Source organism: Bradyrhizobium sp. BR 10289, assembly GCF_019455385.1.
Taxonomy (GTDB): Bacteria; Pseudomonadota; Alphaproteobacteria; order Rhizobiales; family Xanthobacteraceae; genus Bradyrhizobium.
The window spans coordinates 1-25074 of sequence record NZ_JACOFR010000044.1; the positions used below are offsets into that span (position 1 = coordinate 1).

32 protein-coding genes and 1 riboswitch are annotated in these 25074 nt (G+C 62.4%); of the genes, 22 read left to right on the top strand and 10 right to left on the bottom strand.

The window, feature by feature from the left end; all coding sequences use genetic code 11:
* The first annotated feature begins 185 nt into the window (after positions 1-185).
* Positions 186-314: riboswitch (TPP riboswitch) on the top strand.
* The 9 genes from HYH08_RS36980 to HYH08_RS37020 all read left to right on the top strand — a co-directional run bounded on the left by HYH08_RS36980 (position 302) and on the right by HYH08_RS37020 (position 10413).
* Entirely contained in the window at positions 302-1312 is a 1011-nt protein-coding gene (locus tag HYH08_RS36980) for an FAD-dependent oxidoreductase (protein ID WP_220014751.1), read from the top strand. Its footprint overlaps the riboswitch before it by 13 nt.
* Before the next feature lie 7 nt (positions 1313-1319).
* The gene (thiS, locus tag HYH08_RS36985) at positions 1320-1517 is read left to right on the top strand and encodes a sulfur carrier protein ThiS (protein ID WP_220014752.1); all 198 of its coding nucleotides are present in this window, start codon (positions 1320-1322) and stop codon (positions 1515-1517) included.
* 157 nt (positions 1518-1674) lie between these two features.
* Positions 1675-2457 (top strand): thiazole synthase, encoded by a 783-nt coding sequence (locus HYH08_RS36990; RefSeq protein ID WP_220014753.1) that lies wholly within the window; start codon positions 1675-1677, stop codon positions 2455-2457.
* Complete coding sequence (locus HYH08_RS36995) at positions 2444-3052, top strand: thiamine phosphate synthase (RefSeq protein ID WP_220014754.1); 609 nt, start codon at positions 2444-2446, stop codon at positions 3050-3052. Before HYH08_RS36990 ends, HYH08_RS36995 begins: the two co-directional genes overlap by 14 nt.
* Before the next feature lie 181 nt (positions 3053-3233).
* Positions 3234-5132 carry a phosphomethylpyrimidine synthase ThiC gene (thiC, locus tag HYH08_RS37000; protein WP_220014755.1) on the top strand — a complete coding sequence of 633 codons (1899 nt, stop codon included), beginning with the start codon at positions 3234-3236 and terminating at the stop codon, positions 5130-5132.
* Between the two features lie 16 nt (positions 5133-5148).
* A complete protein-coding gene (locus HYH08_RS37005; protein ID WP_220014756.1) occupies positions 5149-5982 on the top strand; it encodes a hypothetical protein in 834 nt (277 codons plus the stop codon).
* 287 nt (positions 5983-6269) lie between these two features.
* Positions 6270-8915: a GTPase gene (locus tag HYH08_RS37010; protein WP_220014757.1), complete on the top strand. Its 2646-nt coding sequence runs from the start codon at positions 6270-6272 to the stop codon at positions 8913-8915.
* Positions 8916-9003: 88 nt separating this feature from the next.
* The gene (locus tag HYH08_RS37015; protein ID WP_220014758.1) at positions 9004-9522 is read left to right on the top strand and encodes a mismatch-specific DNA-glycosylase; all 519 of its coding nucleotides are present in this window, start codon (positions 9004-9006) and stop codon (positions 9520-9522) included.
* 234 nt (positions 9523-9756) lie between these two features.
* A complete protein-coding gene (locus HYH08_RS37020) occupies positions 9757-10413 on the top strand; it encodes a glutathione S-transferase family protein (protein WP_220014759.1) in 657 nt (218 codons plus the stop codon).
* Here HYH08_RS37020 and HYH08_RS37025 read toward each other — a convergent pair.
* Positions 10400-10834: a hypothetical protein gene (locus tag HYH08_RS37025; RefSeq protein WP_220014760.1), complete on the bottom strand. Its 435-nt coding sequence runs from the start codon at positions 10832-10834 to the stop codon at positions 10400-10402. The two genes, HYH08_RS37020 and HYH08_RS37025, sit on opposite strands and share 14 nt — an antisense overlap.
* Positions 10835-11324: 490 nt before the next feature.
* Here HYH08_RS37025 and HYH08_RS37030 point away from each other — a divergent pair, with 490 nt between their 5' ends.
* From HYH08_RS37030 to HYH08_RS37045, 4 genes are all read left to right on the top strand, one after another.
* The gene (locus HYH08_RS37030) at positions 11325-11708 is read left to right on the top strand and encodes a RidA family protein (RefSeq protein WP_220014761.1); all 384 of its coding nucleotides are present in this window, start codon (positions 11325-11327) and stop codon (positions 11706-11708) included.
* Between the two features lie 154 nt (positions 11709-11862).
* Complete coding sequence (locus HYH08_RS37035) at positions 11863-12123, top strand: hypothetical protein (protein ID WP_220014762.1); 261 nt, start codon at positions 11863-11865, stop codon at positions 12121-12123.
* A gap of 239 nt (positions 12124-12362) precedes the next feature.
* Positions 12363-12614, top strand: coding sequence for a hypothetical protein (locus HYH08_RS37040; RefSeq protein WP_220014763.1), 252 nt, complete (start codon positions 12363-12365; stop codon positions 12612-12614).
* A gap of 93 nt (positions 12615-12707) precedes the next feature.
* A complete protein-coding gene (locus HYH08_RS37045) occupies positions 12708-13343 on the top strand; it encodes a hypothetical protein (RefSeq protein ID WP_220014764.1) in 636 nt (211 codons plus the stop codon).
* Positions 13344-13349: 6 nt separating this feature from the next.
* On the opposite strand, the gene HYH08_RS37050 is transcribed toward HYH08_RS37045, so the two are convergent.
* Positions 13350-13835 (bottom strand): J domain-containing protein, encoded by a 486-nt coding sequence (locus HYH08_RS37050; RefSeq protein WP_220014765.1) that lies wholly within the window; start codon positions 13833-13835, stop codon positions 13350-13352.
* Between the two features lie 111 nt (positions 13836-13946).
* On the opposite strand from HYH08_RS37050, the gene HYH08_RS37055 reads away from it, so the two are divergent.
* Together HYH08_RS37055 and HYH08_RS37060 are read left to right on the top strand one after the other, a co-directional pair.
* Entirely contained in the window at positions 13947-14714 is a 768-nt protein-coding gene (locus HYH08_RS37055; RefSeq protein WP_220014766.1) for an SDR family NAD(P)-dependent oxidoreductase, read from the top strand.
* A 230-nt stretch (positions 14715-14944) separates the two neighbouring features.
* Entirely contained in the window at positions 14945-15190 is a 246-nt protein-coding gene (locus HYH08_RS37060) for a helix-turn-helix domain-containing protein (RefSeq protein WP_129274321.1), read from the top strand.
* On the opposite strand, the gene HYH08_RS37065 is transcribed toward HYH08_RS37060, so the two are convergent.
* Positions 15187-15426, bottom strand: coding sequence for a hypothetical protein (locus HYH08_RS37065; protein WP_220014767.1), 240 nt, complete (start codon positions 15424-15426; stop codon positions 15187-15189). The two genes, HYH08_RS37060 and HYH08_RS37065, sit on opposite strands and share 4 nt — an antisense overlap.
* Before the next feature lie 157 nt (positions 15427-15583).
* Between HYH08_RS37065 and HYH08_RS37070 the strand changes: the two genes are divergently transcribed.
* A complete protein-coding gene (locus HYH08_RS37070) occupies positions 15584-16102 on the top strand; it encodes a collagen-like domain-containing protein (protein WP_220014768.1) in 519 nt (172 codons plus the stop codon).
* Between the two features lie 4 nt (positions 16103-16106).
* On the opposite strand, the gene HYH08_RS37075 is transcribed toward HYH08_RS37070, so the two are convergent.
* Positions 16107-16322, bottom strand: a complete 216-nt coding sequence (locus HYH08_RS37075) for a hypothetical protein (protein ID WP_220014769.1) — start codon at positions 16320-16322, stop codon at positions 16107-16109.
* 98 nt (positions 16323-16420) lie between these two features.
* Complete coding sequence (locus HYH08_RS37080; protein ID WP_220014770.1) at positions 16421-16687, bottom strand: DUF2277 domain-containing protein; 267 nt, start codon at positions 16685-16687, stop codon at positions 16421-16423.
* Between the two features lie 124 nt (positions 16688-16811).
* Between HYH08_RS37080 and HYH08_RS37085 the strand changes: the two genes are divergently transcribed.
* From HYH08_RS37085 to HYH08_RS37095, 3 genes are all read left to right on the top strand, one after another.
* Positions 16812-17873 (top strand): alpha/beta fold hydrolase, encoded by a 1062-nt coding sequence (locus HYH08_RS37085; protein WP_220014771.1) that lies wholly within the window; start codon positions 16812-16814, stop codon positions 17871-17873.
* 168 nt (positions 17874-18041) lie between these two features.
* Entirely contained in the window at positions 18042-18395 is a 354-nt protein-coding gene (locus HYH08_RS37090) for a hypothetical protein (RefSeq protein ID WP_220014772.1), read from the top strand.
* 77 nt (positions 18396-18472) lie between these two features.
* On the top strand, positions 18473-19075 hold the full coding sequence (locus HYH08_RS37095; RefSeq protein WP_220014773.1) for an MSMEG_1061 family FMN-dependent PPOX-type flavoprotein: 603 nt from the start codon (positions 18473-18475) through the stop codon (positions 19073-19075).
* A gap of 183 nt (positions 19076-19258) precedes the next feature.
* Here the strand turns inward: HYH08_RS37095 and bfr are convergent, their stop codons facing one another.
* The 3 genes from bfr to HYH08_RS37110 form a co-directional block, all read right to left on the bottom strand.
* Positions 19259-19747: a bacterioferritin gene (gene bfr, locus HYH08_RS37100; protein WP_011089420.1), complete on the bottom strand. Its 489-nt coding sequence runs from the start codon at positions 19745-19747 to the stop codon at positions 19259-19261.
* Positions 19748-19879: 132 nt separating this feature from the next.
* Entirely contained in the window at positions 19880-20152 is a 273-nt protein-coding gene (locus HYH08_RS37105; protein WP_220014774.1) for a (2Fe-2S)-binding protein, read from the bottom strand.
* A 167-nt stretch (positions 20153-20319) separates the two neighbouring features.
* Positions 20320-20616 carry a hypothetical protein gene (locus tag HYH08_RS37110; RefSeq protein ID WP_220014775.1) on the bottom strand — a complete coding sequence of 99 codons (297 nt, stop codon included), beginning with the start codon at positions 20614-20616 and terminating at the stop codon, positions 20320-20322.
* 137 nt (positions 20617-20753) lie between these two features.
* Here HYH08_RS37110 and HYH08_RS37115 point away from each other — a divergent pair, with 137 nt between their 5' ends.
* Both HYH08_RS37115 and HYH08_RS37120 read left to right on the top strand, forming a co-directional pair.
* Complete coding sequence (locus HYH08_RS37115) at positions 20754-21077, top strand: hypothetical protein (protein WP_220014776.1); 324 nt, start codon at positions 20754-20756, stop codon at positions 21075-21077.
* A gap of 238 nt (positions 21078-21315) precedes the next feature.
* Positions 21316-21597 (top strand): hypothetical protein, encoded by a 282-nt coding sequence (locus tag HYH08_RS37120; RefSeq protein WP_220014777.1) that lies wholly within the window; start codon positions 21316-21318, stop codon positions 21595-21597.
* Positions 21598-21677: 80 nt separating this feature from the next.
* Here the strand turns inward: HYH08_RS37120 and HYH08_RS37125 are convergent, their stop codons facing one another.
* Entirely contained in the window at positions 21678-22904 is a 1227-nt protein-coding gene (locus HYH08_RS37125) for a lytic murein transglycosylase (protein WP_220014778.1), read from the bottom strand.
* A gap of 7 nt (positions 22905-22911) precedes the next feature.
* The gene (gene ettA / locus HYH08_RS37130; RefSeq protein WP_220014779.1) at positions 22912-24561 is read right to left on the bottom strand and encodes an energy-dependent translational throttle protein EttA; all 1650 of its coding nucleotides are present in this window, start codon (positions 24559-24561) and stop codon (positions 22912-22914) included.
* Between the two features lie 235 nt (positions 24562-24796).
* Between ettA and HYH08_RS37135 the strand changes: the two genes are divergently transcribed.
* Positions 24797-25012 carry a hypothetical protein gene (locus HYH08_RS37135; protein ID WP_220014780.1) on the top strand — a complete coding sequence of 72 codons (216 nt, stop codon included), beginning with the start codon at positions 24797-24799 and terminating at the stop codon, positions 25010-25012.
* Positions 25013-25074: the final 62 nt, after the last annotated feature.

Here is a 25074-nt window from a genome sequence, read left to right on the forward strand (position 1 = left end):
GTGACAACCTCATTCTGGCACAACTGATGCCGTAGGGGGCCGTCCACACCATCAGTATGCCGCCCCGTGGGCCCCGGTTCAGCAGCGCATCACGCCGCGAAGAGCGGCGCGCTGCACTGCGCCCGGGGCACGGCAGCAGTTCCCCGCCAAGGCGTTGACCGCCCCTTCCCCCTGTCCTACATTAGAGCCGTTCCGAGGGGTGCTCCGAGGAGGAGCTGAGATACCGCTAAATGGGCAAGCCCGCCCAGGACCGCGGTGACCCTTTGAACCTGATCCGGGTCATGCCGGCGAAGGGACAGGGATGTTGCAGACGACCAAGCGACCGGACTCTCCGGTATCCATCATCGGCGCAGGCATTGCAGGTGCCTGGCAGGCGCTGCTGTTCGCGCAGGCCGGCCACGCCGTGACGCTGCACGAGCGCAGTGACGCCGGCATGACCGACGCCACCAGCCATTGGGCCGGCGGCATGCTGGCGCCTTACTGCGAGGCGGAGGTCGCCGAACCCATCATCTCCCGCCTCGGCCTGCGCTCCCTGGACATCTGGCGGCGCGAATTGCCGGACACCCCCTTCAACGGCTCCCTCGTCGTCGCCCATCCGCGCGAACGCAACGACTTCGAGCGTTTTGCCCGCATGACCGAGGGCCATCGCCGGCTCGACGCGAGCGGCCTCGCCGAACTCGAGCCGTCGCTGGAGGGGCGCTTCCGCGATGCGCTGTTCTTTCCGACTGAAGGCCATGTCGAGCCGCGCCGCGTGCTGCCGAAGCTGCATGAGCGCATCAAGGCGGCCGGCGGCACCATCAAGTTCGGCAGCGACGTCACCGCCAACGACCTCGAAGGCCTGGTGATCGACTGCCGCGGCCTGTCCGCGCGCGACGAGCAGGGCGAGTTGCGCGGCGTCAAGGGCGAGATGATCCTGATCGAGACGAGCGAGGTGCAGCTGTCGCGCCCGGTGCGGCTGATCCATCCGCGCTGGCCGCTTTACGTGATCCCGCGCGAAGCCGGCCTGTTCATGCTGGGCGCGACCTCGATCGAGGCCGAGGACACCGGCGTCAGCGTGCGTTCCGCACTGGAGCTGCTCGGCGCCGCCTACACGGTGCACCCGGCGTTTGGCGAAGCGCGCATCGTCGAATTCGGCTCGGGCCTGCGTCCCGCCTTCCCCGACAATCTCCCGCGCATCGGCATTCGCGGCGAACAGATCAGCGTGAACGGGCTCTACCGCCACGGCTTCCTGATCGCGCCCGCGCTCGCCGAGCTGACGCTGCAATACGTCCAGCGCGGCCAGATCGACAATGAGGTGATGCAATGCAGGTGATCGTGCAATGCTTGTGATCGTCAATGGCGAGCAACGCGAGATCAATTCGGCCAGCGTCGACGCGCTGCTCACCGAGCTCGACTATGAGGGCACCCATTTCGCCATCGCGCTGAACTACGACGTCGTGCCGAAGAGCCGCTGGGCCGAGACCACGCTCAAGGCCGGCGACGAGATCGAGATCATCACGCCGCGGCAGGGAGGGTGATGATGGTGCTGCTCTCACCAAACACTCCACTGTCATCGCCCGGCTTGACCGGGCGATCCAGTACGCCGCGGCTTCACGGTTCTGGCCGCTCTGCCGCGGCGTACTGGATCCCCGCGTTCGCGGGGATGACACCGTCATTCAAGGAGACACCCTCCACATGGTGACCTTCTACGGCAAAACCTTCGCCTCCCGCCTGCTGATCGGCAGCGCGCTCTATCCCTCGCCCGCGATCATGCAGGCTGCGATCCGCGCCTCGGGCTCGAACATCGTCACCGTCTCGCTCCGCCGCGAATCCGCCGGCGGCAAGACTGGCGATGCGTTCTGGAAGCTGATCCGCGAGCTCGACGTATCCGTGCTGCCGAACACCGCTGGCTGCCGCAGCGTCCGCGAGGCCGTGACGACGGCAAAGCTCGCGCGCGAATTGTTCGGCACCAACTGGATCAAGCTGGAAGTGATCGCCGACAACGACACGCTGCAGCCCGACGTGGTCGGCCTGGTCGAAGCCGCCGCCATCCTGATCAAGGACGGTTTTGAAGTGTTCCCCTATTGCACCGAGGATCTTTCGGTCGCCAATCGCCTGGTCGATGCCGGCTGCAAGGTGGTGATGCCGTGGGCCGCCCCGATCGGCAGCGCCAAGGGCATCACCAACCGCGATGCGCTGAAACTGCTGCGCGAGCGGCTGCCCGACATCACGCTGGTGGTCGATGCCGGCATCGGCGCGCCCAGCCACGCCGCCGAGGCACTCGAGCTCGGCTACGACGCCGTGCTGCTCAACACCGCTATCGCCAAAGCCGCCGATCCCGTCGCGATGGCGGGCGCCTTCCGCCTTGGCGTTGAGGCCGGTCGCACCGCCTTCGAAGCCGGGCTGATGAACGCTCGCGACTTCGCCTCCCCCTCCACCCCTGTCGTTGGGACCCCGTTCTGGCATGCCGTATCCTGATCGCTTCTATCCCGTCGTCGACAGCCTCAAATGGGTCGAGCGCCTGACTAAGCTCGGCGTCGGCACCATCCAGCTGCGTGCCAAGGAGCTCAACGACGCCGACGCGCTGCAGATCGTCACCGACGCGCTGGCGATCACGAACGGCACGCAGGCCAAGCTCGTAGTCAACGACTATTGGCGCGCGGCGATCGTCGCCGGTGCCAAATATCTGCATCTCGGCCAGGAGGATCTGGCGGACGCCGACCTCAAGGCCATCCGCGAGGCGGGCCTTCTCCTCGGCATCTCCACCCATGACGATGCCGAGCTCGAAACCGCGCTCAAGGCAAAGCCCGATTACGTCGCGCTCGGCCCGATCTTCTTCACCACGCTCAAATCGATGCGCTTCGAGCCGCAGGGCATTCCCAAAATCACGGAGTGGAAAAAGCGCGTGGGCCCCATCCCGCTGGTCGCGATCGGCGGCATCAAGTTCGAGCACGCCGCGGAAATCTTTGCCGCGGGCGCTGATTCGATCGCGGTAGTGTCCGACGTCACGCAAAATGCCGACCCCGACGCCCGCGTGCGCCAATGGCTTGGCGGCTCGAAGGAGGCGGCGTGATGTGCACACCGCCCTCGCCCCACACTCAACTGTCATCGCCCGGCTTGACCGGGCGATCCAGTACGCCGCGGCTTAACCGCATCTCACCACCGCCTCTGGAATACTGGATCCCCGCTTTCGCGGGGATGACAGCGGTATTTGTCGCTCGCGCAGCGATGCCAACGAACTAAAGGAGGACCCCATGAACATCCGCTCCAATCCCGAAAAAACCGTCCCCGCCGTCACCACCGGCCCGCTGCCCTCCTCGCGAAAGATATTCGCCTCGCCCGATGCCGCGCCCGAGCTGCGCGTGCCGCTGCGCGAGATCATCCTGTCCGAAGGCGCCGGCGAGCCGAACTTGCCGGTGTACGACACCTCGGGCCCCTACACCGACCCCAGCGTCACCATCGACGTCAACGCCGGCCTGCCGCGCAGCCGCAAGCAGTGGGTGCTGGAGCGCGGCGGCGTCGAGGAATATGAGGGGCGCCAGATCAAGCCGGAGGACAATGGCAGCGTCTCCACCGACAAGGCCGCGCGCGCCTTCTCGGCCTATCACAAGCCGCTGCGCGGCCTCGACGGCCACAAGATCACGCAGCTCGAATTCGCCCGCGCCGGCATCATCACCAAGGAGATGATCTACGTCGCCGCCCGCGAAAACCTCGGGCGCAAGCAGCAGCTCGAGCGCGCCGAAGCAGCCCTCGCCGACGGTGAGAGCTTCGGCGCCTCCGTGCCCGCCTTCATCACACCGGAGTTCGTGCGCAGCGAGATCGCGCGCGGCCGCGCTATCATCCCCTCCAACATCAACCACAGCGAACTCGAGCCGATGATCATCGGCCGCAACTTCCTGACCAAGATCAACGCCAATATCGGCAACTCGGCGGTGACGTCTTCCGTCGAGGAGGAAGTCGAGAAGATGGTGTGGGCGATCCGCTGGGGCGCCGACACCGTGATGGACCTCTCGACGGGCCGCAACATCCATACGACGCGCGAATGGATTTTGCGCAACGCTCCGGTGCCGATCGGCACCGTGCCGATCTACCAGGCGCTGGAGAAGTGCAACGGCGATCCGGTCAAGCTGACCTGGGAGCTCTACAAGGACACGCTGATCGAGCAGTGCGAGCAGGGCGTCGACTACTTCACCATCCACGCCGGCGTGCGCCTGCAATACATCCACCTCACCGCCAGCCGCGTCACCGGCATCGTCTCCCGCGGCGGCTCGATCATGGCGAAGTGGTGCCTGGCGCATCACAAGGAAAGCTTCCTCTATACGCATTTCGACGAGATATGCGACCTCATGCGCAAGTATGACGTCTCGTTCTCGCTCGGCGACGGCCTGCGCCCGGGCTCGATCGCGGATGCCAACGACCGCGCGCAGTTTGCCGAGCTCGAGACGCTCGGCGAGCTCACGAAGATCGCGTGGGACAAGGGCTGCCAGGTCATGATCGAAGGCCCCGGCCACGTGCCGATGCACAAGATCAAGATCAACATGGACAAGCAGTTGAAAGAGTGCGGCGAAGCCCCGTTCTACACGCTTGGACCGCTGACCACCGACATCGCGCCGGGCTATGACCACATCACGTCAGGCATCGGCGCCGCCATGATCGGCTGGTTCGGCTGCGCCATGCTCTGCTACGTCACGCCGAAGGAGCATCTCGGCCTGCCCGACCGCAACGACGTCAAGACCGGCGTCATCACCTACAAGATCGCCGCCCACGCCGCCGACCTCGCCAAGGGCCACCCCGCAGCCCAACTGCGCGACGACGCCCTCTCCCGCGCAAGGTTCGAATTCCGCTGGACCGACCAGTTCAACCTCGGCCTCGATCCGGACACCGCCAAGAACTTCCACGACGAGACCCTGCCGAAGGAAGCCCACAAGGTCGCCCATTTCTGCTCGATGTGCGGGCCAAAGTTCTGCTCGATGAAGATCACCCAGGACGTGCGGGACTACGCGGCGACGCTGAACGATCCGAACTCGGTGGGGATGTCGATCAGTGGGACCGCCGAGGACGGCATGAAGCAGATGAGCGCGAAGTTCAAGGAGATGGGCAGCAGCGTTTATCTGGATGCGGAGAAGGTGAAGGAGAGCAATCGGGTGCTGTGAGCATTCTGGGACCTGCGTGAAGTCAACACGTTCAGCTATCGAGAAGTTCGACGCCATGTTTTCAGAGGGCGCCGAACTTCCCGATGATCAACTTTCCGATTTTCTCTCTTCGGCACTATCAGGCATAAATTGGGCGAGACATCACTCTGTCGAATCCTATTCCGGAATATTCTGGGCTCTCACACGCTTGGTTGGATGCTACGAGCGCCTTTCGGTTCTGTACGAAGGATACGCGGCAACCAAGGCGGACGAACTATGCTACGATGCCGAGCTGGAGATCGAGCATCTACTGGTGAGGCTCAGGGTCCTAATTGACGAGCTCGCATACGTCATCCGCGTGTGCATGCCTCCTGCTATCCGGGGGCTTAGTCAGCCGAAAGGGCCAGGCCCTCTACAGTATCGGCAATTTAGCATCAGAGAATTGCTGAAGTTTGTCCGCAAACACCCGGACGTTTCCACCGCACTAACGAAGCTCCTTGAGAACAATCGTCAAGACATTGAGCGCTTCGTTTCGCGGCGTGATGACATCGTTCATTTTCGCGCTAAGGCCATAATCTTTAGAACTAATACGATGCGCGTCGGCTTTCTCGACAGCCGCCTGTCTACGAGCAACGGAGCGATTGAACATACCGATCTGCGGGAGTTCATCGAACCGGCTCTAGTATGGGTTTGGCGTTTCATGCAATCTGATTTGGTTCAATACTTCCGAGAGGAAATAGCAGTTGGCTCACTTGAGTTCGACAGTGTCGGCATAGGCCCACACAAAATTTCAATGCCTGGAAGCGTCCGTCTAAAAAAGCTATTAAATACCAAATGTAGGTCGGATGAGCGAAGCGACGTCCAGGATTGATATTTTACTCTTGTGCGTGCTTCTAGAATACTGACCAGTCTGGGGGAGGGACGGCCAAGTTGCCGACACCTCGCCAACCAACTCCGCTCCAATTTCAGCCAAGTCTTTGTCGGCACCGTGATAGGCCAATGGACGCTGGATCCGTGGGGCGACCTCACAGAATCGCTCGGCCCCTTGCGTGGCCGAACGCCACTTATTTGGTTACCGGGTAAAATCCTGGCTATTGTTTTTACAAGCCCGCAGACTATGCTCGCAAGGGTTGCAACAAGTCCATAGGGGGCAACGGGATGGAACCACGGTTGGGTGCGCACGAAGTTGACATCCAGGCTACTCAAGTCTTGAACGGCCTCCAGCAACTGACTCAACTACTGGAAGAGCCAGAGACAGAAGAGGCTCTCGATTTGGCAAAAAATGCTCGAACCACCGAGCAGTACAACGTTCTCCGCAGACTTACAAAGAGCCTAACTCAATATCTCGAGCGTGAGGGCGATCTCTACTATGTAGGACTAGTCGGTCACTTCTCGTCAGGCAAGTCGAGTACGATAAACTCAATTCTTGAGATTTGGGAAAGTGATCACGAACGCGAAACAGATCTGAATCCGACAGACACAACGATTACGCTTATAACATCGGAAGAGAATGCAAAGTCTCTTTTGGGGGTGATAAGAGAAGGCCATGTAACGATCCGACACGAAGCCGTCGAGAGCGACCTGTTGCGGCAAGTAGTTCTGGCTGACACACCGGGCAGCGGCGACACCCAATTTGTCGAAGAGGTGGCTCGCGATTTTCTGCCAATTTGCGACGTAATTCTCTTTTTCTTCTCTGCGACCAGCCCCCTAGACAAGACCGATCTCCCACTCCTCACGGAAATACATAAACGGCTCGCCTTCATTCCGATTAGGTTCATTGTGACGCGAGCGGATGAGTTCCGAATCGATCGCACTAAGCCAGTGTCAAACTCAAATATTGACAGTTTGAGACGAGATCGATTTCTCGGTGACGTCTTGACCAGGCTAAACAAACTGCTTTCCCCGATGATGTATACAGATGAGCAGTTTATTCTTATCGACAACAAGAAGCCTCGATATAACATCGAAGCGTTAGTCGACCTCATTCGCACAAAATGCGACCCGAGCAACCCCAACGCAAGAATAGTGATGCACGGTCACAAGCTGCGCTATTTTCAGACCGCTGCAAGGGAACTGAGAACCTTCTTCGCCAACTTCATAGATGAGAAGCTCAAGCAATTGAGCAAGGTCGTTGATACAGCGGAACAGAATATTCAGTTGTATAACGAGAACGTAATTATTTCGAATAGCAATCTAACGAAGAGCTGGCTCGATCAACTTACCTCAGTTCGCGGCACCCGCGAGCGCACGATAAAGAGTCTGGCCAACGCCGATTTTCTTCCGCAAATCATTGAGAGCTTCACCCAAGTGGCTCGGCGTCGCTCAGAGACAAGAAAATCACTGAATAACGACGCTGTCTTCATTGCGAGAAATATTGGACTAAAAGCTCGATTGGACATATCGCAAAACCTGCGAGCGCGCGTTGAACAACTAAAGCTCTGGGAATTGACGGCGGCCAGCGGCAGCCTTGATGTACCCTCAAGTTTGATCGACTTAAGACCCGATGTTCTTCTGCCAATAACACCAGCGTCTCTAACCGCAGACTGGACGTCCACGCGGGAAACAAAGGCTCAAGCTCTCCGCGATGCGGCGGCCGACCTGAGACGATTGACTTCTGAACTCGCTATTCTCGTCGAGAACCAAACCCCAATTCGAGAGTGTGAGATCGAAGTCAACAACGCTCAACGCTCTCTCACAATTGACCTAAATCAATTCTTCAAGAATGCTGAGCTCTATCGAGATGGTGTGTTCTCACACACAACCAAGGAGTCCATCTCGACGCTAGGAATCGGCGCGCGCCTAGATGCACTAGAATCTGAGTTCACAAAGAACGATACCATGGCGTTCACTAACGAAACCATGCAACTCCTCTTTCCAGACTTCAATGAGGTAAGCACAAAGGGGCTTACTCATCTGGCCGCTCTTCAAGATCAGGTCCGCCCTCTCATAAACGAACTCGGCGAGCTTAAAATCCCATCACCGATCTCAGGAGCTAGAGAGATTGCGCCACAGATAGAAGCAGAGAAAGCCGACCTACTCTCGTATGTCGCATCGAGGTTGAGAGACGACACCCAAAATCTAACCGGTCGACTGTCTATTCGGCTATCTGGCGCGGTTGCCGAAGGACGCCGCCAATACGAGGTAGATATTAGTGCAGCACGACGCAGGCGAATTTGGCGCTATGTCACGATGATAGCGGGCTCAGCGATATTGGCGTTTCTCGGGTATATTTTCTATAGATTCATCAACAGGGACGTTCCGCAGGACATTGCAAATGCAATTATTTGGAATCTGGTGGCTACGCTTCTATCAGGCTCCGCGGGCGCTTTCTTCGCGAAGTGGCGCGATGATTTTCCGCGCACGACCAGTCGCATTCAAAACGATTCACAAGCCATCGTAAGAGAGCGGGTTCTAGGCATTGTCGAGGAAGAATTCAAAGCGCATGAATTTACCGCTCTCGATGAAGCCATTTTATCAAGAAAGCTAAGCGAAGCATACGACCGGGTAATTGACTTCGACCCTGATGGCTGGAATCCAGTTGCATCTGAGCGGCTCGAGGTTTTGCGGAAATATGACGCCGAGTTTCGCCGTCTAAGAGGGGAGTACGAACGGACTGCTGAGGACGTCTTTACTCACACTTCGTCTTACTTCAGCGATGCTAGCAAGAATTTGGAGCGCCTAAATGGGGTAGCTGCGCGGGTTAAGGCCCGCGCGATAGAACCTTCGTTTAAGCTGCTCGCAGAAACTCGCAACTCGCTGGATGAGGTGAAGAACCAGATCCACAAAGTGGAATTTAGCCACTAGCTGTGCAATTAATTGAACGAACGTGACGTTTGGAAAAACGTTCCTGCATATTCCTTCGCTCATGTAGGCTGCAGCCGCGGATACTGACTTGCCGGAAGTCGTTCCTCACCGCCTCCCCGACCAGCTCCTTCCCAACCTCCGCCTCGTCTTCGTCGGCACCGCCGCCTCGACGCGTTCGGCCGAGCTCGGGCACTACTACGCCCATCCCGGCAACCGCTTCTGGCGCGCGCTCCATGACTCCGGGATCACGCCGCGGCGCTATCAGCCGAGCGAATTCGCATCGCTGATCGAACTCGGCATCGGCTTCACCGATCTGTCCAAGTCGGGCGCGGGGATGGATCACCAGATCGCGGCGGAGACGATCGACGTGCCGGGGTTCAGGGAGAAGATCGAAAAATACCGACCGCGGACGATTGCGTTCACGAGCAAGAAGGCGGCGAGCTTGTTTTATGGCAGGTCGTCCGCTGCCATTTCGCTGGGGCGGCAGGAGCGCGACGAAAGCCTGCCGGAGATTTTCGTGCTGCCCTCGCCGTCGGGCGCGGCGTCGGGGAGCTGGACAATCGAGCCGTGGCGCGAGCTGGCGGAGTGGATCGCTCGCCTGCATTGAAGGTTTACGCCCGGACCGCCTCCGCTCTCATGTCCCGGGCAAGCGCAGCGCAGACCCGGGACCCAGGGATTCCGGTAGGGCTCGTGATGGGCCCCGGCTCTGCAGCGCATCACGCCGCAAGTGGCGGCGCGCTGCGCTGCGTCCGGGGCACGCACCATCCGCACGTCGCACGAGCCTGTCGGAAAGCGCATCCATCGTTCGTCCTTTGGCAATGGACCAACCCGGAGCTGCCACATGCCCACCATCACCGCCTTCGAATCCTCCCCGGACCGCGGCCGCGGGCAGGCGCGGGACATGCGGGTGCGCTGGGCGTTGGAGGAGGTCGGCCAGCCCTACGACGTTCGCCTCGTCTCGTTCGCGGCGATGAAGCAGCCGGCGCATCTGGCGCTGCATCCGTTCGGGCAGATTCCGACCTATGAGGACGGCGATCTCGCGCTGTTCGAGTCCGGTGCGATCGTGCTGCACATCGCCGAGCGTCATGCCGGACTGCTGCCGGCGGAGAGCAATGCCAGAAGCCGCGCCATCGCGTGGATGTTCGCCGCGCTCAGCACGGTCGAGCCGCCGATCGTCGAGCTCACCATGGCGATGCTGGTCGAGCGCGACAAGGACTGGTACGCGCAGCGCCTGCCGATGTTGCAGGATCGCGTCCGTGTCAGGCTCAGCGAATTGTCCCGCCATCTCGGCAACGCCGACTGGCTCGACGGCGCATTCAGCGCCGCCGATGTGCTGATGGTCACCGTGCTGCGCCGGTTGCAGACATCGGGACTGCTGGACGAATGTCCTGGGATCGCCGCCTACGTCGCCCGCGGCGAAGCGCGTCCCGCCTTCCGGCGCGCTTTCGACGCTCAGCTGGCGGTGTTCAATGCGTCCTCGCCTCCTACCGCATCGTGATCGCGAGCCCGCTGAGATCCGCGTTCGCCATCAGGCCGACCTGCGTTCCGGTCAGCTCCAGCACCGCGCCCTTCTGGTTGGTCAGCACGATGGCGCGGGCGCCGCGGCCGACCGCAAGGCCGGCGCCGGCGGCGCCATAGACGCCGGCGACGTCCGAGGGCCGGTTGATGTTGGAGACGCGCCCGCGCAGCACGGTCTTGGAGCCGCCGAAGACGAGGCCGTAATCGAGCCCGCCGGTGGAGAGCGAATAGGCGCGGCCGCGGAAGTTCAGCACGCCCGAGCCGCCGGAGCCGCCGATGATCCAGCCCGCCTTGTAGATCGTCAGCACCACGGTGCCGCCGTCGGCCAGCGCCGAGGTCGAGAGGCCGGCCAGCGCAGCGAGGCCGAGCAGCGCGGCGCGAAGGGTGGTGGCGATCGTCATGGAGTATCTCCGGGGGCTATTGTCTTGGGGAGGAAACGAATCAGAGGCGACGAATCTATCCGATCGATCGCGGCGGCAACATGATGGGGCGGACGTGAGGCGTGGCCCGTCGCAACATCCTCAACTGTCATCGCCAGGCCAGTGCGCAATTGCGCACGAGGACCGGGCGATCCAGTATTCCAGAGACGCCTGCGATTGAACCGAGAGGCCGCGGCGTACTGGATGCCCCGCCTTCGCGGGGCATGACAGCGCAGATTGGGGCTGACACCGGCACCATCGCCAGTATCCCATTCTGCACCTGTTTTGCCCGACGGCGCAAGCGAAAATTCGCACTTCCCGAAATTTTCTGGAAAACGCCAATGATGCCCATCATGTTTCTACTGTGCATGGGGTAGTTTCCGAATTTTCGTCTTTGCCCCTCCCGCGATGCCGATTGCAACTCCCCGGCATGGCGCTACCCTCACCCATCCCAACCCCTCCGAGGTGATCCATGCCGATCCAGCATTTCGCGCCCCCGCCGCACGTGAAGGCGCCGCCGCTGTCCTTTGCGACGCGGGTCGGCGATCTCCTGTTCGTCTCCGGCATCCCCGGCTTCGATGCGAGCGGCGCGCTGCCCGACGGCTTCGAGACGCAATTCGCCAATGTCGTCGTCAACATCAAACGCGTGCTGGACGAGGCCGGTGCGACGGTGCGCGACCTCGTCAAGGTCAACGTGCTCCTGACCCGCGCCTCGGACGTTGCCGCCATGAATGCGCTCTACGCCGGCGCCTTCGGCCCGCCGCCTTTTCCGGCGCGCACAACGTGCGTGGTGCAGGCGCTGCCCGATCCGAAGATGCTGATCGAGATCGAGGCCGTCGCCTCGCTGGCGAGGTGAGGCGCATCGGCGGCGTGTGGCTTGCCGGGCACGCGGCCAAACCAAGTGCGCTGCCGGGTCTGACATATCCGTGAACGGCGGCGCGCCGGCTTGCAAAGGGCCTGCTTTTACCGCACGAATTTTCCGGTCACCCTTTCCCTCAAGGAGATACTTCATGCGTCGCGTTCTCGCCCTCTGTGCCGTTGCCGGCATCGCTTCGTCCGTGTTCGCCATGCCCGCCTCGGCGGCGCCCGGCTATTACGTGATCCGCTGGGACAACACCGGCATCTGCCAGGTCTGGAACGAGGATCTGAAGTACAAGCCCTTCCAATGGGGCACCTCGACCTACAAGGTCGTCAGCAAGCCGGTCCCGACCTTCACGCAGGCCTCCGACCTCCAGATCAAGATGCGCGCCGAGCGCAAGTGCACGCTCTAGGCCTGAGACGACAAGACGGATTTCGAGGGCGGGTCGCGCGAGTAATCCGCCCTTTCTTTTTCCTGCAGGCGGCCCGCTTTTCAGCCGGGCTCGCGCATTTCCGCCACGCGTCGTTTGAACCTCATCCGCGGGCGGAACTACTCACGTCTTGTCCGGGCCGCAACGTCCAAGAGCGCCCGGTCCCATCCCTCCCCTCATTGTCGGGAGGTGCATCACATCTTTCATTTGAGGAGCTGATCATGCGTCGTATTTCCGTGCTTTGCGCTGCCGCCGGTCTTGCCGTCACCGCTTTCGTCGCCGCGAGCCCCGCCCAGGCCAGCTATCACCTGATCCGCTGGCAGGACACCGGCTTCTGCCAGATCTGGGACGAGAGCATCCCGACCACGCCGTGGCCGGCCGGCTATCATCGCGCCAGCGCGAGCGTGCCCACCTTCGTCGACGCACTGATGCTGAAGGACGGTGCTTTGAAGAACGGCCACTGCTCCTGGTAAGATTCGATCGGCGGACGATAAGGGCCGGGCAAGGATGCGATGCCAGCATCCTTGCCCGCTCTCTTTTTTGCCTCCCCGCTTCGGAGCAGATCGATGCGCACGACGACGACCGCAGGAATTTTCGCAGCGTCGCTCCTGCTCGCAGCAAGCGCGCAGGCGCAGAGCCCGCCGTCCTTCCGCGTGATCTCGCCGATCTTCAGCCAGCTCGTCAGCTTTGCGATGCCGTCGAATTTCGCAGCCGTGTTCGAGAACACCAAGGGCGGCCACTACATCCGCGAGGCCGTTCTGAAGGGCGAGACGCCCGAGCTCTGGACGCAGATGATCACCGTAACGGGCGAGAAGGGAATGACGCTGACGCCGGGCGCATCGCCCGAGAAATTCGCAGGCACCATCGCCGGCGGCTTCAAATCGGCCTGCCCCGACAGCTTTGCGGCGCGGCCGTTCGGGCCGATGAATTTCGGCCGCTTCGAAGGTTTCGTCGCGGTGATCGGCTGCGGCCGCGTCGACAGCGGCCCGACCCGCCACAGCGAGACCGCATTGCTGATCACGCTGAAAGGCGCGAGCGATTACTACACCATCCAATGGGCCGAACGCGGCCCCGAAAGCGACGAGCCGCCGGTCAATGACGAGCGCTGGCAGAAGCGTCTGCTCGAGCTGAGCCCGATCGAGCTCTGCCCGATCGTAACAGGCGAAACTGCGCCCTATCCGAGTTGTATCAAGAAGAGCTGAGGGCTCTCACGCGTCCTTGTGCGCGCCGGGATGAATCAGGATATCGCGCGCGGCGGCGAGGTCGATGAAGGCTTCCTTGCTGCCGCCGTGGTCGGGATGCATGCCCTTGGCGGCGCGACGATAGGCCTGGTTGATGTCGTCGCAGGTGAGCTGCACCGCGAGCGGCAGGCCGAGCATCTGGCGGGCGCGGTCCTCGCTGGAGAGCTTCTTCGGCGCCGCATTGCGGCGGCCGAAGCGCGGGGCGGTCAGATCGTGCACGACCTCGAGCACCACACCGATCCGGCGCCGGGCCGCCAGAGCGACGCCGTGATCGTCATTGTCGGCGGCCTGGCGCAGCACCGGAAGCGCCTGCTCGGCCGCCTGGCGCAGCATGGTGTCCGTGCTCATGCGCACGATCTCGGCGACGAGCCGGCCAGCCTCGGCCCAATTGGCAGCCTCCGCCGACCGCAGGCGCTCGAGCGCCAGTTTCCAGGATTCAAGCCGTTCCATCATGCGCGCAACGTTTAGCAATGAAGATCAGTATGCCAAGGCCGCCGTTTCCGACCCCTTAATTTCGGGTTAGCCTTTCATGAAACTTAGAAACGAAAACGGGAGGAAATTGCCATGGCATTGCTCGCAAACCACATCGCCGTCGTCACGGGCGCCGGTTCCGGCATCGGCCGGGCCATCGCGGCCGGCTACGCCCGCGAGGGGGCGCAAGTGGTGCTGCTCGACGTCAACGCCGATACCGTCGCGGAGGCAGCAAAGGAGATCCGCGCGGCCGGCGGCAAGGCGGAGAGCTTTGCGCTCGACGTCACCAGGCGGGAGGATTGCTTTGCCCTGGCCAAGCAAGTTGCCGACAGGATCGGGCAGGTCTCGATCCTCGTCAACAATGCCGGCATCACCCGCCGAAACGCCTTCACCGCCGAAACGGAAACGGTGGCGAAGGACTGGAACGACATCATCTCGCTCAACCTCAACGGCGTCTTCAACACGACGCAGGCCTTTCTCGCGCCGCTGCGGGCCAGCAAGGGCCGCATCGTCAATATCGGCTCGATCCAGTCCTTCGTGCATCTGCGCACGCCGAGCTCGGCCGCCTATACGACCTCGAAACACGGCGTGCTCGGCTTCACCAAGGCGCTCGCGGTCGAGCTCGGCAAGGAAGGCGTGCGCGTCAACGCGATCGGGCCGGGTTTCATCGAGACCAACATCAACGCAAATGTGCGCGCGACCAACCCGGCGCTGGTGCAGGCCTTCGTCGATCACACCCCGCTGGCACGCACCGGCAAGCCGGAGGACATCGTCGGTCCTGCGATCTTCCTCGCGTCGGATCTCTCTGCGTATGTGACGGGCACGATCGTGATGGTGGACGGCGGCTATCGGACGGTGTGATCGTGACCGCGAGCCTGCGGATCGGGATCGGTCCGCATTGCTATGCACCTCGCGCCGATCGCGGCGACTTCGCGGCATTCCCAAGGTCATCTCGTGGGAGGGCCCGCGATTAACCTTTCATTAACCAAACCCGCCCACCGTAGATTTACGGCTTAGAATCTACGGCTTGGGGGTCGTTTGTTCTCGATCCGCTTCCAGCGAAGGAAGCGGGCGTTGATCGGGGTGTGTTGATGACCACTGTACATGTCGCGGCGCCGCAGGACGCAGAATTCCTTGCACCCAACCAGATCGTTCCACTGCTGATCGGCGCAACAATTGACGAGGTCGAGCGCGAGCTCGTGCTTCAGACGCTGGCGCGCTGCGACGGCAACCGCACGCGTGCATCGCGCGTGCTCGGCCTGTCGGTGCGCACGCTGCGCAACAAGATCAGGATCTATGCCGCTTCGGGCATCGAGGTGCCCGCCTATCACGACTAATGCGTGACGGCGCGGCCGATCAGTCCGCCGGTGAGCACCACAAGCGCGATGATCGCGACGAAAGCCGCGATCAGCTCGATGGCGCGCAGCACGAAGGCCGTCATGACGGCCCAGGACGATTGCGGCTCCTCGGCAAAGGCGACCGGCACGACATCGGGCACGAGCAGATGGGCAAGCCCGGCCGCAACTGCAAGGATGACTGCCGACAGGCAGAAGATTGTCCACGCTGCGCGCATCCGTCGCTCCTCGCGAAAGTTGTGGCCGTGCGCGATTGATGACACGGCGTTCGCAACGCCGATTGATGTTGATCAAACCTGTCGTGATACGCGGGCAGAATTGCTGCTGTCGTCAAACGCCGCTAAGTAACTTGCTTCCGGTCAAGGGAGCAGTGGCGTGGCAGACGATCAAGGACGGCAGGGACCTCCAGGTCCGCGCGGGCGGCAGGGCGAACCGGGACGGCCGGGACCGCAGGGTCACCCCGGCAAACGGGGACCCGACGGCGCACGCGGCAAGCCGGGGCCACAGGGCAAGCCTGGACCGACCGGAAAAGTCGGACCGCAAGGCAAGGCCGGCCCCCAAGGCAAGCCGGGCGAGGCCGGTCCGCGTGGAGCCGCAGGTCCACAGGGGCCTGTTGGCCCGCAAGGGCCGGCGGGACCGCAGGGTCCACGTGGGGAGGTCGGACCGCCCGGCCAACTGCCGTCGATCGAGCAGGTGCTACCATGGCTCGAGCAGCTGTTCGATGCCTGGGACGAACGCCGCCGCCAGCGTGAGCAAGAAGCCGCCGAGCGCGCCGCGCTCGAAGCCGCGGTGCATGAGGCCGAAGAGGTCCCCGTCGAGGATGAGGACGCTGACAGCGAAGGCGAGGATCACAAGAAAAAGAAGAAAAAGAAGAAGCACAGCCACAAGGATTAGGCGGCTACTTGGCCTGGTCCTCGCGGCGCGGCAGCATGCCCATGCGCTCGAACTGCCAGCGCATGGCGCGATACCAGAGATAGCCGACCACGGCGCCGCACAGCGCCAGGACGACGACATTCGCGCTCGAGAACGAGCCGCTCCACCACATCATCCACGCGGTCCACAGCAGCGTGAAGACAACGGCACCTGCTTTCAGCGGAAGAAGGGGGCGGCTCATGGTCGTGCTCCGGGCTGTCAAAACCCCGGCGGACACCGTCGCAAATAAAGGCGCCTTCTACCGTGAGCCAGGTCACGGACCGCGTGCCTGGGGAGCGATTAACCGAACCGCAGCCGCGAACGCTCTTTTGCCTTCTCCGCCTCGACCTTACGATCGCGCGCCGGCGCATGGGTGTGCAGCGAGGTCAGGAGTTTTCGCGCAGCTTCAGCCACCTCTACCACCGCGCGGTCGAACGCCGCCTCATTGGCCTGCGAGGGCTTGTTGAAGCCGGACAGTTTTCGCACGAACTGCAAGGCCGAGGCATGGATCTCGTCCTCCGTCGCCGGCGGCTCGAAGTTGAACAGCGTCTTGATGTTGCGACACATGCGGTCTCTCCGGTGTTTCCCTCTAGGACGATCGGCGGAGCTGAAATCCTACATCGTTCCCTGCCGTTCTGCTAAGTTCCGCGCCACGCGGCCACTGATGACGAGCCGCAACGGGGAGAGAAGCATGAAGGCATCCTGCGCCGCGCTGTCGGCCGTTCTGCTGTCCATTTCGACGTCGGCGATGGCCGCCGAGTATCCGGCGCCGAAACAAGGCGACTGGGTCGCCAAGGATTTCAAGTTCCACACCGGCGAGACCATGCCGGAGCTAAAGCTGCATTACACCACGGTCGGCGAGCCGTCTGGCCAACCGGTGCTGGTGCTGCATGGCACCGGCGGCTCGGGCACCGGTATGCTGGGGCCGACATTCGGTGGCGAGATGTTCGGACCGGGACAACCGCTCGACGCCTCCAAATACTACATCATCCTTCCTGATGGCATCGGCCACGGCCAGTCGTCAAAACCGTCGGACGGCATGAAGACCGGCTTTCCGAAATACAATTACGACGACATGGTCGAGGCGCAATATCGCCTCGTGACCGAAGGCCTCGGCGTCAAGCATCTGCGGCTCGTCATCGGCAATTCGATGGGCGGCATGCACACCTGGCTGTGGGGCGAGAAATATCCGAAGACGATGGACGCGCTGATCCCGATGGCTTCGCAGCCGACCGAGATGGCCTCGCGCAACTGGATGCTGCGGCGGATCATGCTCGACACCATCCGCAACGACCCCGACTATAACGGCGGCAACTACACCAGCCAGCCGCGCATGATGAAATACGCCGCCACGGCCTACGGCATCGCCAGCATCGGCGGCACTCTCGCCTATCAGCAGCAGGCACCGACGGCGGCCAAGGCCGACAAGATCGTCGACGAGCGGCTCGCGACGCCGATCACGACAGACGCCAACGACTTCGTCTATCAGTGGGAGGCCTCGCACGACTACAACGCCGCGGACAAGCTCGCGCAGATCGAGGCCTCTCTGCTGCTGATCAATTCAGCCGACGACGAACGCAATCCGCCCGAGACCGGCATCACGGAAGCCGCGATGAAGCAGGTCAAGAACGGCAGTCTGTATCTCATCCCTGCAAGCACCGAGACGCGCGGCCACGGCACGACGGGCAACGCGAAATTCTACATCGAGCAGGTCAGGCAGTTGCTGCAGACCGCGCCGCAGCGGACGATGTAACGACAGCGGACCACCGATATCGCAACGCATCATATGCGGCGCCTCGTGCGCCGCATATTATTTGAGCATGCAATACGCGGATAGCTCGGGCTTAATCGCATCAACGATACGAATCGACGCGCGGGGCAATCGCGCGCTCATGGCACGACACGCGATGAGGAGGATCGCATGCACAGGCTAGCGCTGTGCGTTTGGCTCGCCACGATGACGGTGCTGACCAGCGCCGCGTTTGCGTTCGACAACGGGCAATACGACCACGTCCCGCCCGACATCCGCGCCTGGTTCAAGAGCGTGATCGCACCGAACGGCGTGCCCTGCTGCGACATTTCCGACGGCCACCGTACCGACTACGACGTGCGCGGCGGAACCTATTGGGTGCCGATCGAGGGACAATGGATGGAAGTGCCCGACCGCGCCATCATTCGCGATCGTGGCAATCCCGTCGGCCAGGCCGTAGTGTGGTATGTCCATCATCGCGGCGCCATCATCATCAGTTGCTTCGTGCCGGCCGATGCGGTGTGAGGCGTCTTGACGGATTCCATTGGCTGGAGGCGGCATGATCGGGTAGCCTGACGCCGAATTCATGCGGAGGCACGCCGTTGACCGATCTTTGCGCCGAAGACCTCGCCACCCTTTATCCGAAGCCAAGCCCGCGCGTGATCGCCAAGGCGCGCCCCGCCATTGACGCACACGCGAAGAAGTTCATCGAGATGTCGCCGTTCTGCGTGCTCGCAACGTCGGGCACCGACGGCAGCGTCGATGCCTCACCGCGCGGCGGCGGCATCGGCTTCGTCCACGTCGTCGGGCCCAACCAGCTTCTGATGCCCGACCGTTCCGGCAACAACCGCATCGACAGTTTTCGCAACGTCGTCGAAGGCTCAGGTTTCGTGCACATGCTGTTCTTCGTGCCGGGGATCGACGAGACGCTGCGCGTCGGCGGCCGCGGCACGCTGTCGGCCGATCCGGATCTGCTCGCATCGATGGTGGAGTTCGGCAAGCCGCCGCGCGCGGTGCTGAGCGTCGCCGTCAGCGAAGTCTATTTCCACTGCGGCAAGGCGCTGATGCGCTCAAAGCTGTGGTCGCCCGAGAAGGTGCAGCGCTCGGTGATGCCGAGCATCGTCGAAATCGTCCACGAGCAGACCGGCCTCGGTGAACCGCAGCCTCAGGAGACCGTAGAAGAGCTCTACAAGACGCAACTTTAGGTGTAGCTGGCACAACGATCACGGTGCCGTCCCGGACAAGCGCCAGCGCAGATCCGGGACCCATAACTACAGGAAGTGGTTTGGCGAGGACGGGGTCGCCAGCGCGTGCCGCAATTGCTCCCTGTAGTTCTGGATCCCCGCTTTCGCGGGGATGACAGTGGAGGATGTAGCTGACGCCGGAGCCTAGTGCCCCTCGCCCTCGAGCCCGCCGACGTGCTTCTGGGTGTAGAGTTCGAGGCCGATGCGACCAATCAGGTCGAGCTGGGTTTCGAGGAAGTCGATGTGATGCTCCTCGTCACTCATCAGCTTCTCGAACAGGTCGCGCGTGACGTAGTCCTTGACGCCGTGGCAGTAGGTCGCCGCTTCCTGGTAGAGCGCCCGCGCGCTCATCTCGGCGGCGAGATCGCACTCGATGATCTCCTTGACGTTCTGGCCGATGCGTAGGGGATCGAGCACCTGCATGTTCGGGAAGCCGTCGAAGAACAGGATGCGCGCGGTGAGCTTGTCGGCGTGCTCCATCTCCTCGATGGACTCCTTGCGCCAGACCTTGGCCATGTCGAGGAGGCCCCAATTGTCGAGGAAGCGGTAGTGCAGCCAATATTGGTTGATCGCAGTCAGCTCATGACGCAGTGCCTTGTTGAGATAGTCGATGACTTTTGCGTCGCCCTGCATTGGTTCACTCCAGCTCTTGCAGTCCAAATCGGCCCTAAGTCGATTTAGAACGCTTCTAAATCAGTTTAAACACGGGAGCAACCGGCTACGGGACGCAGCCGGGGAAAAGCTCAGCGGACAATGAGGAAAGTTTCAGCAGGCCGCGAGGGCAAACTGGATGGGATCTGCCGTCTCGTCATTGGCGGCCACGGTGTGGCTGTGCGGGCAGCCCGAGCAGCAGGACTTTGCACAGGGGCCAAGCGCTTCGTCGATGATGGTCTTGATGGTGCGGGCGCAGCGGCCGCATTCGGCGCTACAACCGAGGCATCCATAGACCTGCTTGGCATGGCGTACAGCGTCGTCGGACTCGGCGACGGCGGCGCGGATGTCGTCATCGCTCAGCACGTTACAGGAACAAACGATCATGGAAGCGGCAGGCCCTTCGGTGATGCGCCATCATCGATATTTAAGGGGCCGGCCGGATGCAAAAGGAAAAACCGGTATTTGAAGCTATTCCAAACTGGCCCGGTACCAGCCTAGAACGGCTCTAAATCAAGGTGTTGTGCGGAATCAAGAATGGGCCGGATCGGAGCCTAATCGCCGCCCCCGCCGCCGCCACCATCGCTCCCGCCGCAATCTCCGCCCCCGCCGGTATCGCTCGTGGAGCAGCTGCCGCTGTCGGTCGAGCTTGCCGAGCTGTCGCTGGAAAACCAGCTTCCCAGCGAGAAGCCGTCATTCGTCGTATCCGAATAGCTGTCCCCCCCGCCACCATCGCCGCCGGCCCCTGCGCCCGAGCGGCGCTGGCCGCGGTTCTGGATATGGGCGATCAGGGCATAACCAATCACGCCGGTGACCCCGACCGCGATCAGGGCATTGGTCAGGACGGTCATGATCGTCTCCCGGGGCCAAAAGCCGCCATTTTCCACCAATTGGTCGCAGCCGGCAGACGTGCCGTTCATTGATCATTCAAGCGAAATATGGAACTTTGGCCGTAACAGTTCCGTATTCGTGTGTGAGAGGTCGATTGATGAAGAAGACGCTTATGGCCGTCGCAGCCGTGGTCACCCTGGTCCTGACCGCCGGAACGCCGGCCCATGCACAGCGTGGAGTCGCGGCTGGCGTTGCTGCGGGAATCATCGGCGGCGCCATTGTCGCTGGCGCACTGGCCTCTCCGTATTATTACGGACCGGGCCCCGGCTATTACGAACCGGGCTATTACCCGCCCCGCTACTACGCGCCGGGTCCGGGCTATGTCGCCGACGACTATTACGGCGGCGGCTGCGTCTGGCAGAAGCAGCGCTTCTGGGACGGTTATGCTTGGCGGGTTCGCCGCGTGCGAGTCTGTGGCTGAGGCGCAATGAACCGGTTCGCTTCGCAACGTTGCCTGGGCCGGTTCACTACGGATGCGCTGTTCATCTTCGGGCCTGAAAAAGACCGCTTTTTCTCGTCACAGCTCCGTGTGCGTTTACCGTGGATTGACCATTTGCGCGCTTCCTAGCTGCAAGGCCAATTCCATCAGAGTGTGCGTGAACCTTTGAACCCCGGACGCCTCTAACAAGAGGATTCCATCTCCCTGGAGAGCCAAGAGCATGAAGAAGACTTTAGTTGCCGCCCTCACGGTTGCGACGGTCGCCGGTTCGCTGGTGACCGCAACGCCGTCCGCGAAGGCCCATGACGGCGTCGGCGCCGGCATCGCAGCCGGCCTGATCGGCGGCGCCATCGTCGGCGGCGCGATCGCGTCGAGCCGCCCCGCCTATGGCGGTCCCGTTTACGTGGCCGAGCCCCCGCCGCCCCCGCCCTGCTACTGGCAGCGCCAGCGTTATTGGGACGGCTACGGCTGGGTCGTGCGCCCGGTTCGCGTCTGCTATTGAACTGATCGCAACGCGCTCATCAGCGCGGTGATCGAAGCCCGGCCGAGACGATCGGCCGGGCTTTTTTGTTTGGTGCCGCGCTAACGCGCCTCCTGGATCGAGCGCAGCACCTCTTCGCTCGGCCAGCAGTCGACCTTAAGCCCTGCCGACTTCTGATAGGCGCCGAGCGCCGCACGCGTCTGCATGCCCGCCTTGCCGTCGATCTTGTCCTTGTAGAGCCCGACGCGGGTGAGCCCGCGCTGCATGGTCTCGACATCTTTCGTGCGCAGCTGCTTCGAGGCCGCCCACGGCGTCGCGAACGGCAAGGGGCTCGTCATGCGATCGGCGAGATGGCCGACGAACAGCACGTAGAGGTCAGAGAAATTGTATTCCTTGATGACGAAGTAGTTCTTCGTGGTCAGGAATGACGGGCCGTAGATGCCTTCTGGCTGCAGCAGCGATGCCGGCTGCGCCTGCTCGGCGGCGCTGAGCTTTTGTCCGCGCACGGGCACAAAGCCTTCGCGCAGCCACTGGCCGATCGGCTTGGTCACTTCGGGCACGCCCGTCGTGCAATCGACCTTCGCCGGCGCCTGCACCTCATAGGCCCAGCGCACGCCACTCTGCCAGCCCTTGTTGACGAGCTGCTGCGCGGCCGAGGCCAGCGCATCCGGCACCGAATGCCAGATATCGATGCGGCCATCGCCGTCGAAATCGACGCCGTGCTTGTAATATTCCGACGGCAAAAACTGCGTCAGCCCGGTGGCGCCGGCCCAGGAGGAGCGCATGTCCTTGCGCGTCACCACGCCCTCACCGAGGATTTTCAGCGAGAGGATGAACTCGTTGCGATAGGTGTCCTTGCGCCGGCCGACATAGGCCTGCGTCGCCAGCACGCGGACCAGATCGTAAGGCAGCGTATAGCGGCCGTAATCGGTCTCGCGGCCCCAGATCGCGAGCATCACGGTCGCGGGCACGCCGGAGCTTTTCTCGATTTGCGTCAGCGCGGAACTGTATTTTTGCAGCAGCCGCTGCCCCTCGCCAGCGAGCCGTGCGATCGAAGCTTCCTTGACGTAGTCGGCCGGCACCTGCACGAACTCGGCCTGCGACGGCGCGCCGGTGGCGGGGCGCCCCGGCAGGATCAGATCGGGCAGTTTGTAGTCTGGCTCCAGCCCCCGCGTCTCCCGCTCGAACGTCGCACGCGACACACCCGCCTGTTGTGCCTCGGGCCAGAGCGAGGCGATGAACTGCGTGAAGGCGGCATCGGCAGCGCGAGCGGGCGACCAGCCGCAGGTGACCACGATCACCGCAGCAATGAGCGCCCGCCGCGTCATGCTGGCATCACCGCGTCAACTTCTTGTACTTCACGCGGTGCGGAATGATGCTGTCCTGGCCGAGCCGGCGCATCTTGTCCTTCTCGTAATCCTGGAAGTTGCCTTCGAACCATTCGACATGGCTGTCGCCTTCGAAGGCCAGGATGTGGGTCGCGATGCGGTCGAGGAACCAGCGATCGTGGCTGATGATGACGGCGCAGCCGGCAAAATCCTCCAACGCCTCTTCGAGCGCGCGCAGCGTATCGACGTCGAGGTCGTTGGTCGGCTCGTCGAGCAGCAGGACGTTGGCGCCGGACTTCAGCATCTTTGCCAGATGCACGCGGTTGCGTTCACCGCCGGAGAGCGCGCCAACCTTCTTCTGCTGGTCGGCGCCCTTGAAGTTGAACGACGAACAATAGCCCCGCGAGTTCACTTCCTTCTTGCCGAGCAGGATCAGCTCGTTGCCGCCGGAGATCTCTTCCCAGACGGTCTTCTTGCCGTCGAGCGCGTCGCGCGACTGGTCCACGTAGCCGAGATGTACGGTCTCACCGACCGTGATCGTGCCCTTGTCCGGCTTCTCCTGTCCCGTGATCATCTTGAACAGCGTGGTCTTGCCGGCGCCGTTCGCACCGATCACGCCGACGATGCCGCCGGGCGGCAGCTTGAAGGTGAGATCGTCGATCAAGAGGCGATCGCCATAGCCTTTGCTCAGGCCTTCGAAATCGACCACGTTGGCGCCGAGGCGCTCGGCGACCGGGATGATGATCTGCGCGGTCTGGGTCTGCTTCTCGCTCGCCTGCTTCAGCAATTCCTCATAGCGCTGATAGCGCGCCTTCGACTTGGCCTGACGGGCCTTGGGCGACGAGGCGGCCCATTCCTGCTCGCGGGCAATCGTCTTCTGGTGCGCGGCGTCCTCGCGTCCCTCCTGCTCCAGCCGCTTCTGCTTCTGGATCAGCCAGGACGAGTAATTGCCCTCGTAGGGAATGCCCTTGCCGCGATCGAGCTCGAGGATCCAGCCCGTGACGTTGTCGAGGAAGTAGCGATCGTGGGTGACGATCAGGATCGCACCGGGATAGTTGCGCAAATGGCCCTCCAGCCACGACACCGACTCGGCGTCGAGATGGTTGGTCGGCTCGTCCAGCAGCAGCAGGTCGGGCTGATCAAGCAACAGGCGGCACAGCGCGACGCGGCGGCGCTCACCGCCGGAGAGCTTGGTGACATCGGCATCGTCGGGCGGACAGCGTAGCGCATCCATGGCCTGGTCGACCTTGCTGTCGAGATCCCAGAGGCCCTGAGCCTCGATCTCGTCCTGCAGCTTGGTCATCTCGTCGGCGGTCTCGTCCGAATAGTTGACCGCGAGTTCGTTGTAGCGGTCGAGAATCGCCTTCTGCTTGGCGACGCCCTGCATGACGTTCTCGCGGACCGAAAGCGCAGGGTCGAGCTGCGGCTCCTGCTCGAGATAGCCGACGCGGGCGCCCTCGGCGACCCAGGCCTCGCCGGTATATTCCTTGTCGAGGCCGGCCATGATCTTGAGCAGGGTCGACTTACCGGAGCCGTTGACGCCGAGAACGCCGATCTTGGCATCCGGGTAGAAGCTCAGGCGGATGTTATCGAGCACCTTGCGGGTCGGGTAGCTCTTGGTCAGGCCTTCCATGAAGTAGACGAACTGGCGCGCCATGGGTCCCGTGAAACCTTCAATTTGAGGAGATTTGCTTAGCCAGCGATGTAGCGATCCCGCCCCCAAAGGGCAACGTTTTCCCCCCGTTCACCACGGATGAATACTGGGCGGACACCATCCGGACCCCCGATCCGGACAATTGAAACTATGTTTTAATAAATCAGGCCAAAGCTCGGTTTCGCGCGGAAACAGCGCCACCCGCTCAGAATGAACGGGAGCACAGCGAGACAGCGTCATGGCACTGATCGACACCCATTCCCTTCCCGTTCCGGCAGATGCCGGCCGCGCGTCCGCGCTGGTGTCCGAGGTCAAGGGCTTCTGGAAGCGCTTCTTCGCCACCGCCTTCAACCCCTACCGGCCCGAGTTGCACTACATGCGCGGCCCTGGCCCCGCCTGGCGCGCCAAGCACGGCATGGATGCGCCGATCCGGCTCAAGCCCCGCGACCTCTGAGCCCTCTCTCCTATCGGATTTTTGAAGACCCCGACTGCTTGCGCGCGGCCCTGATTGCGCGC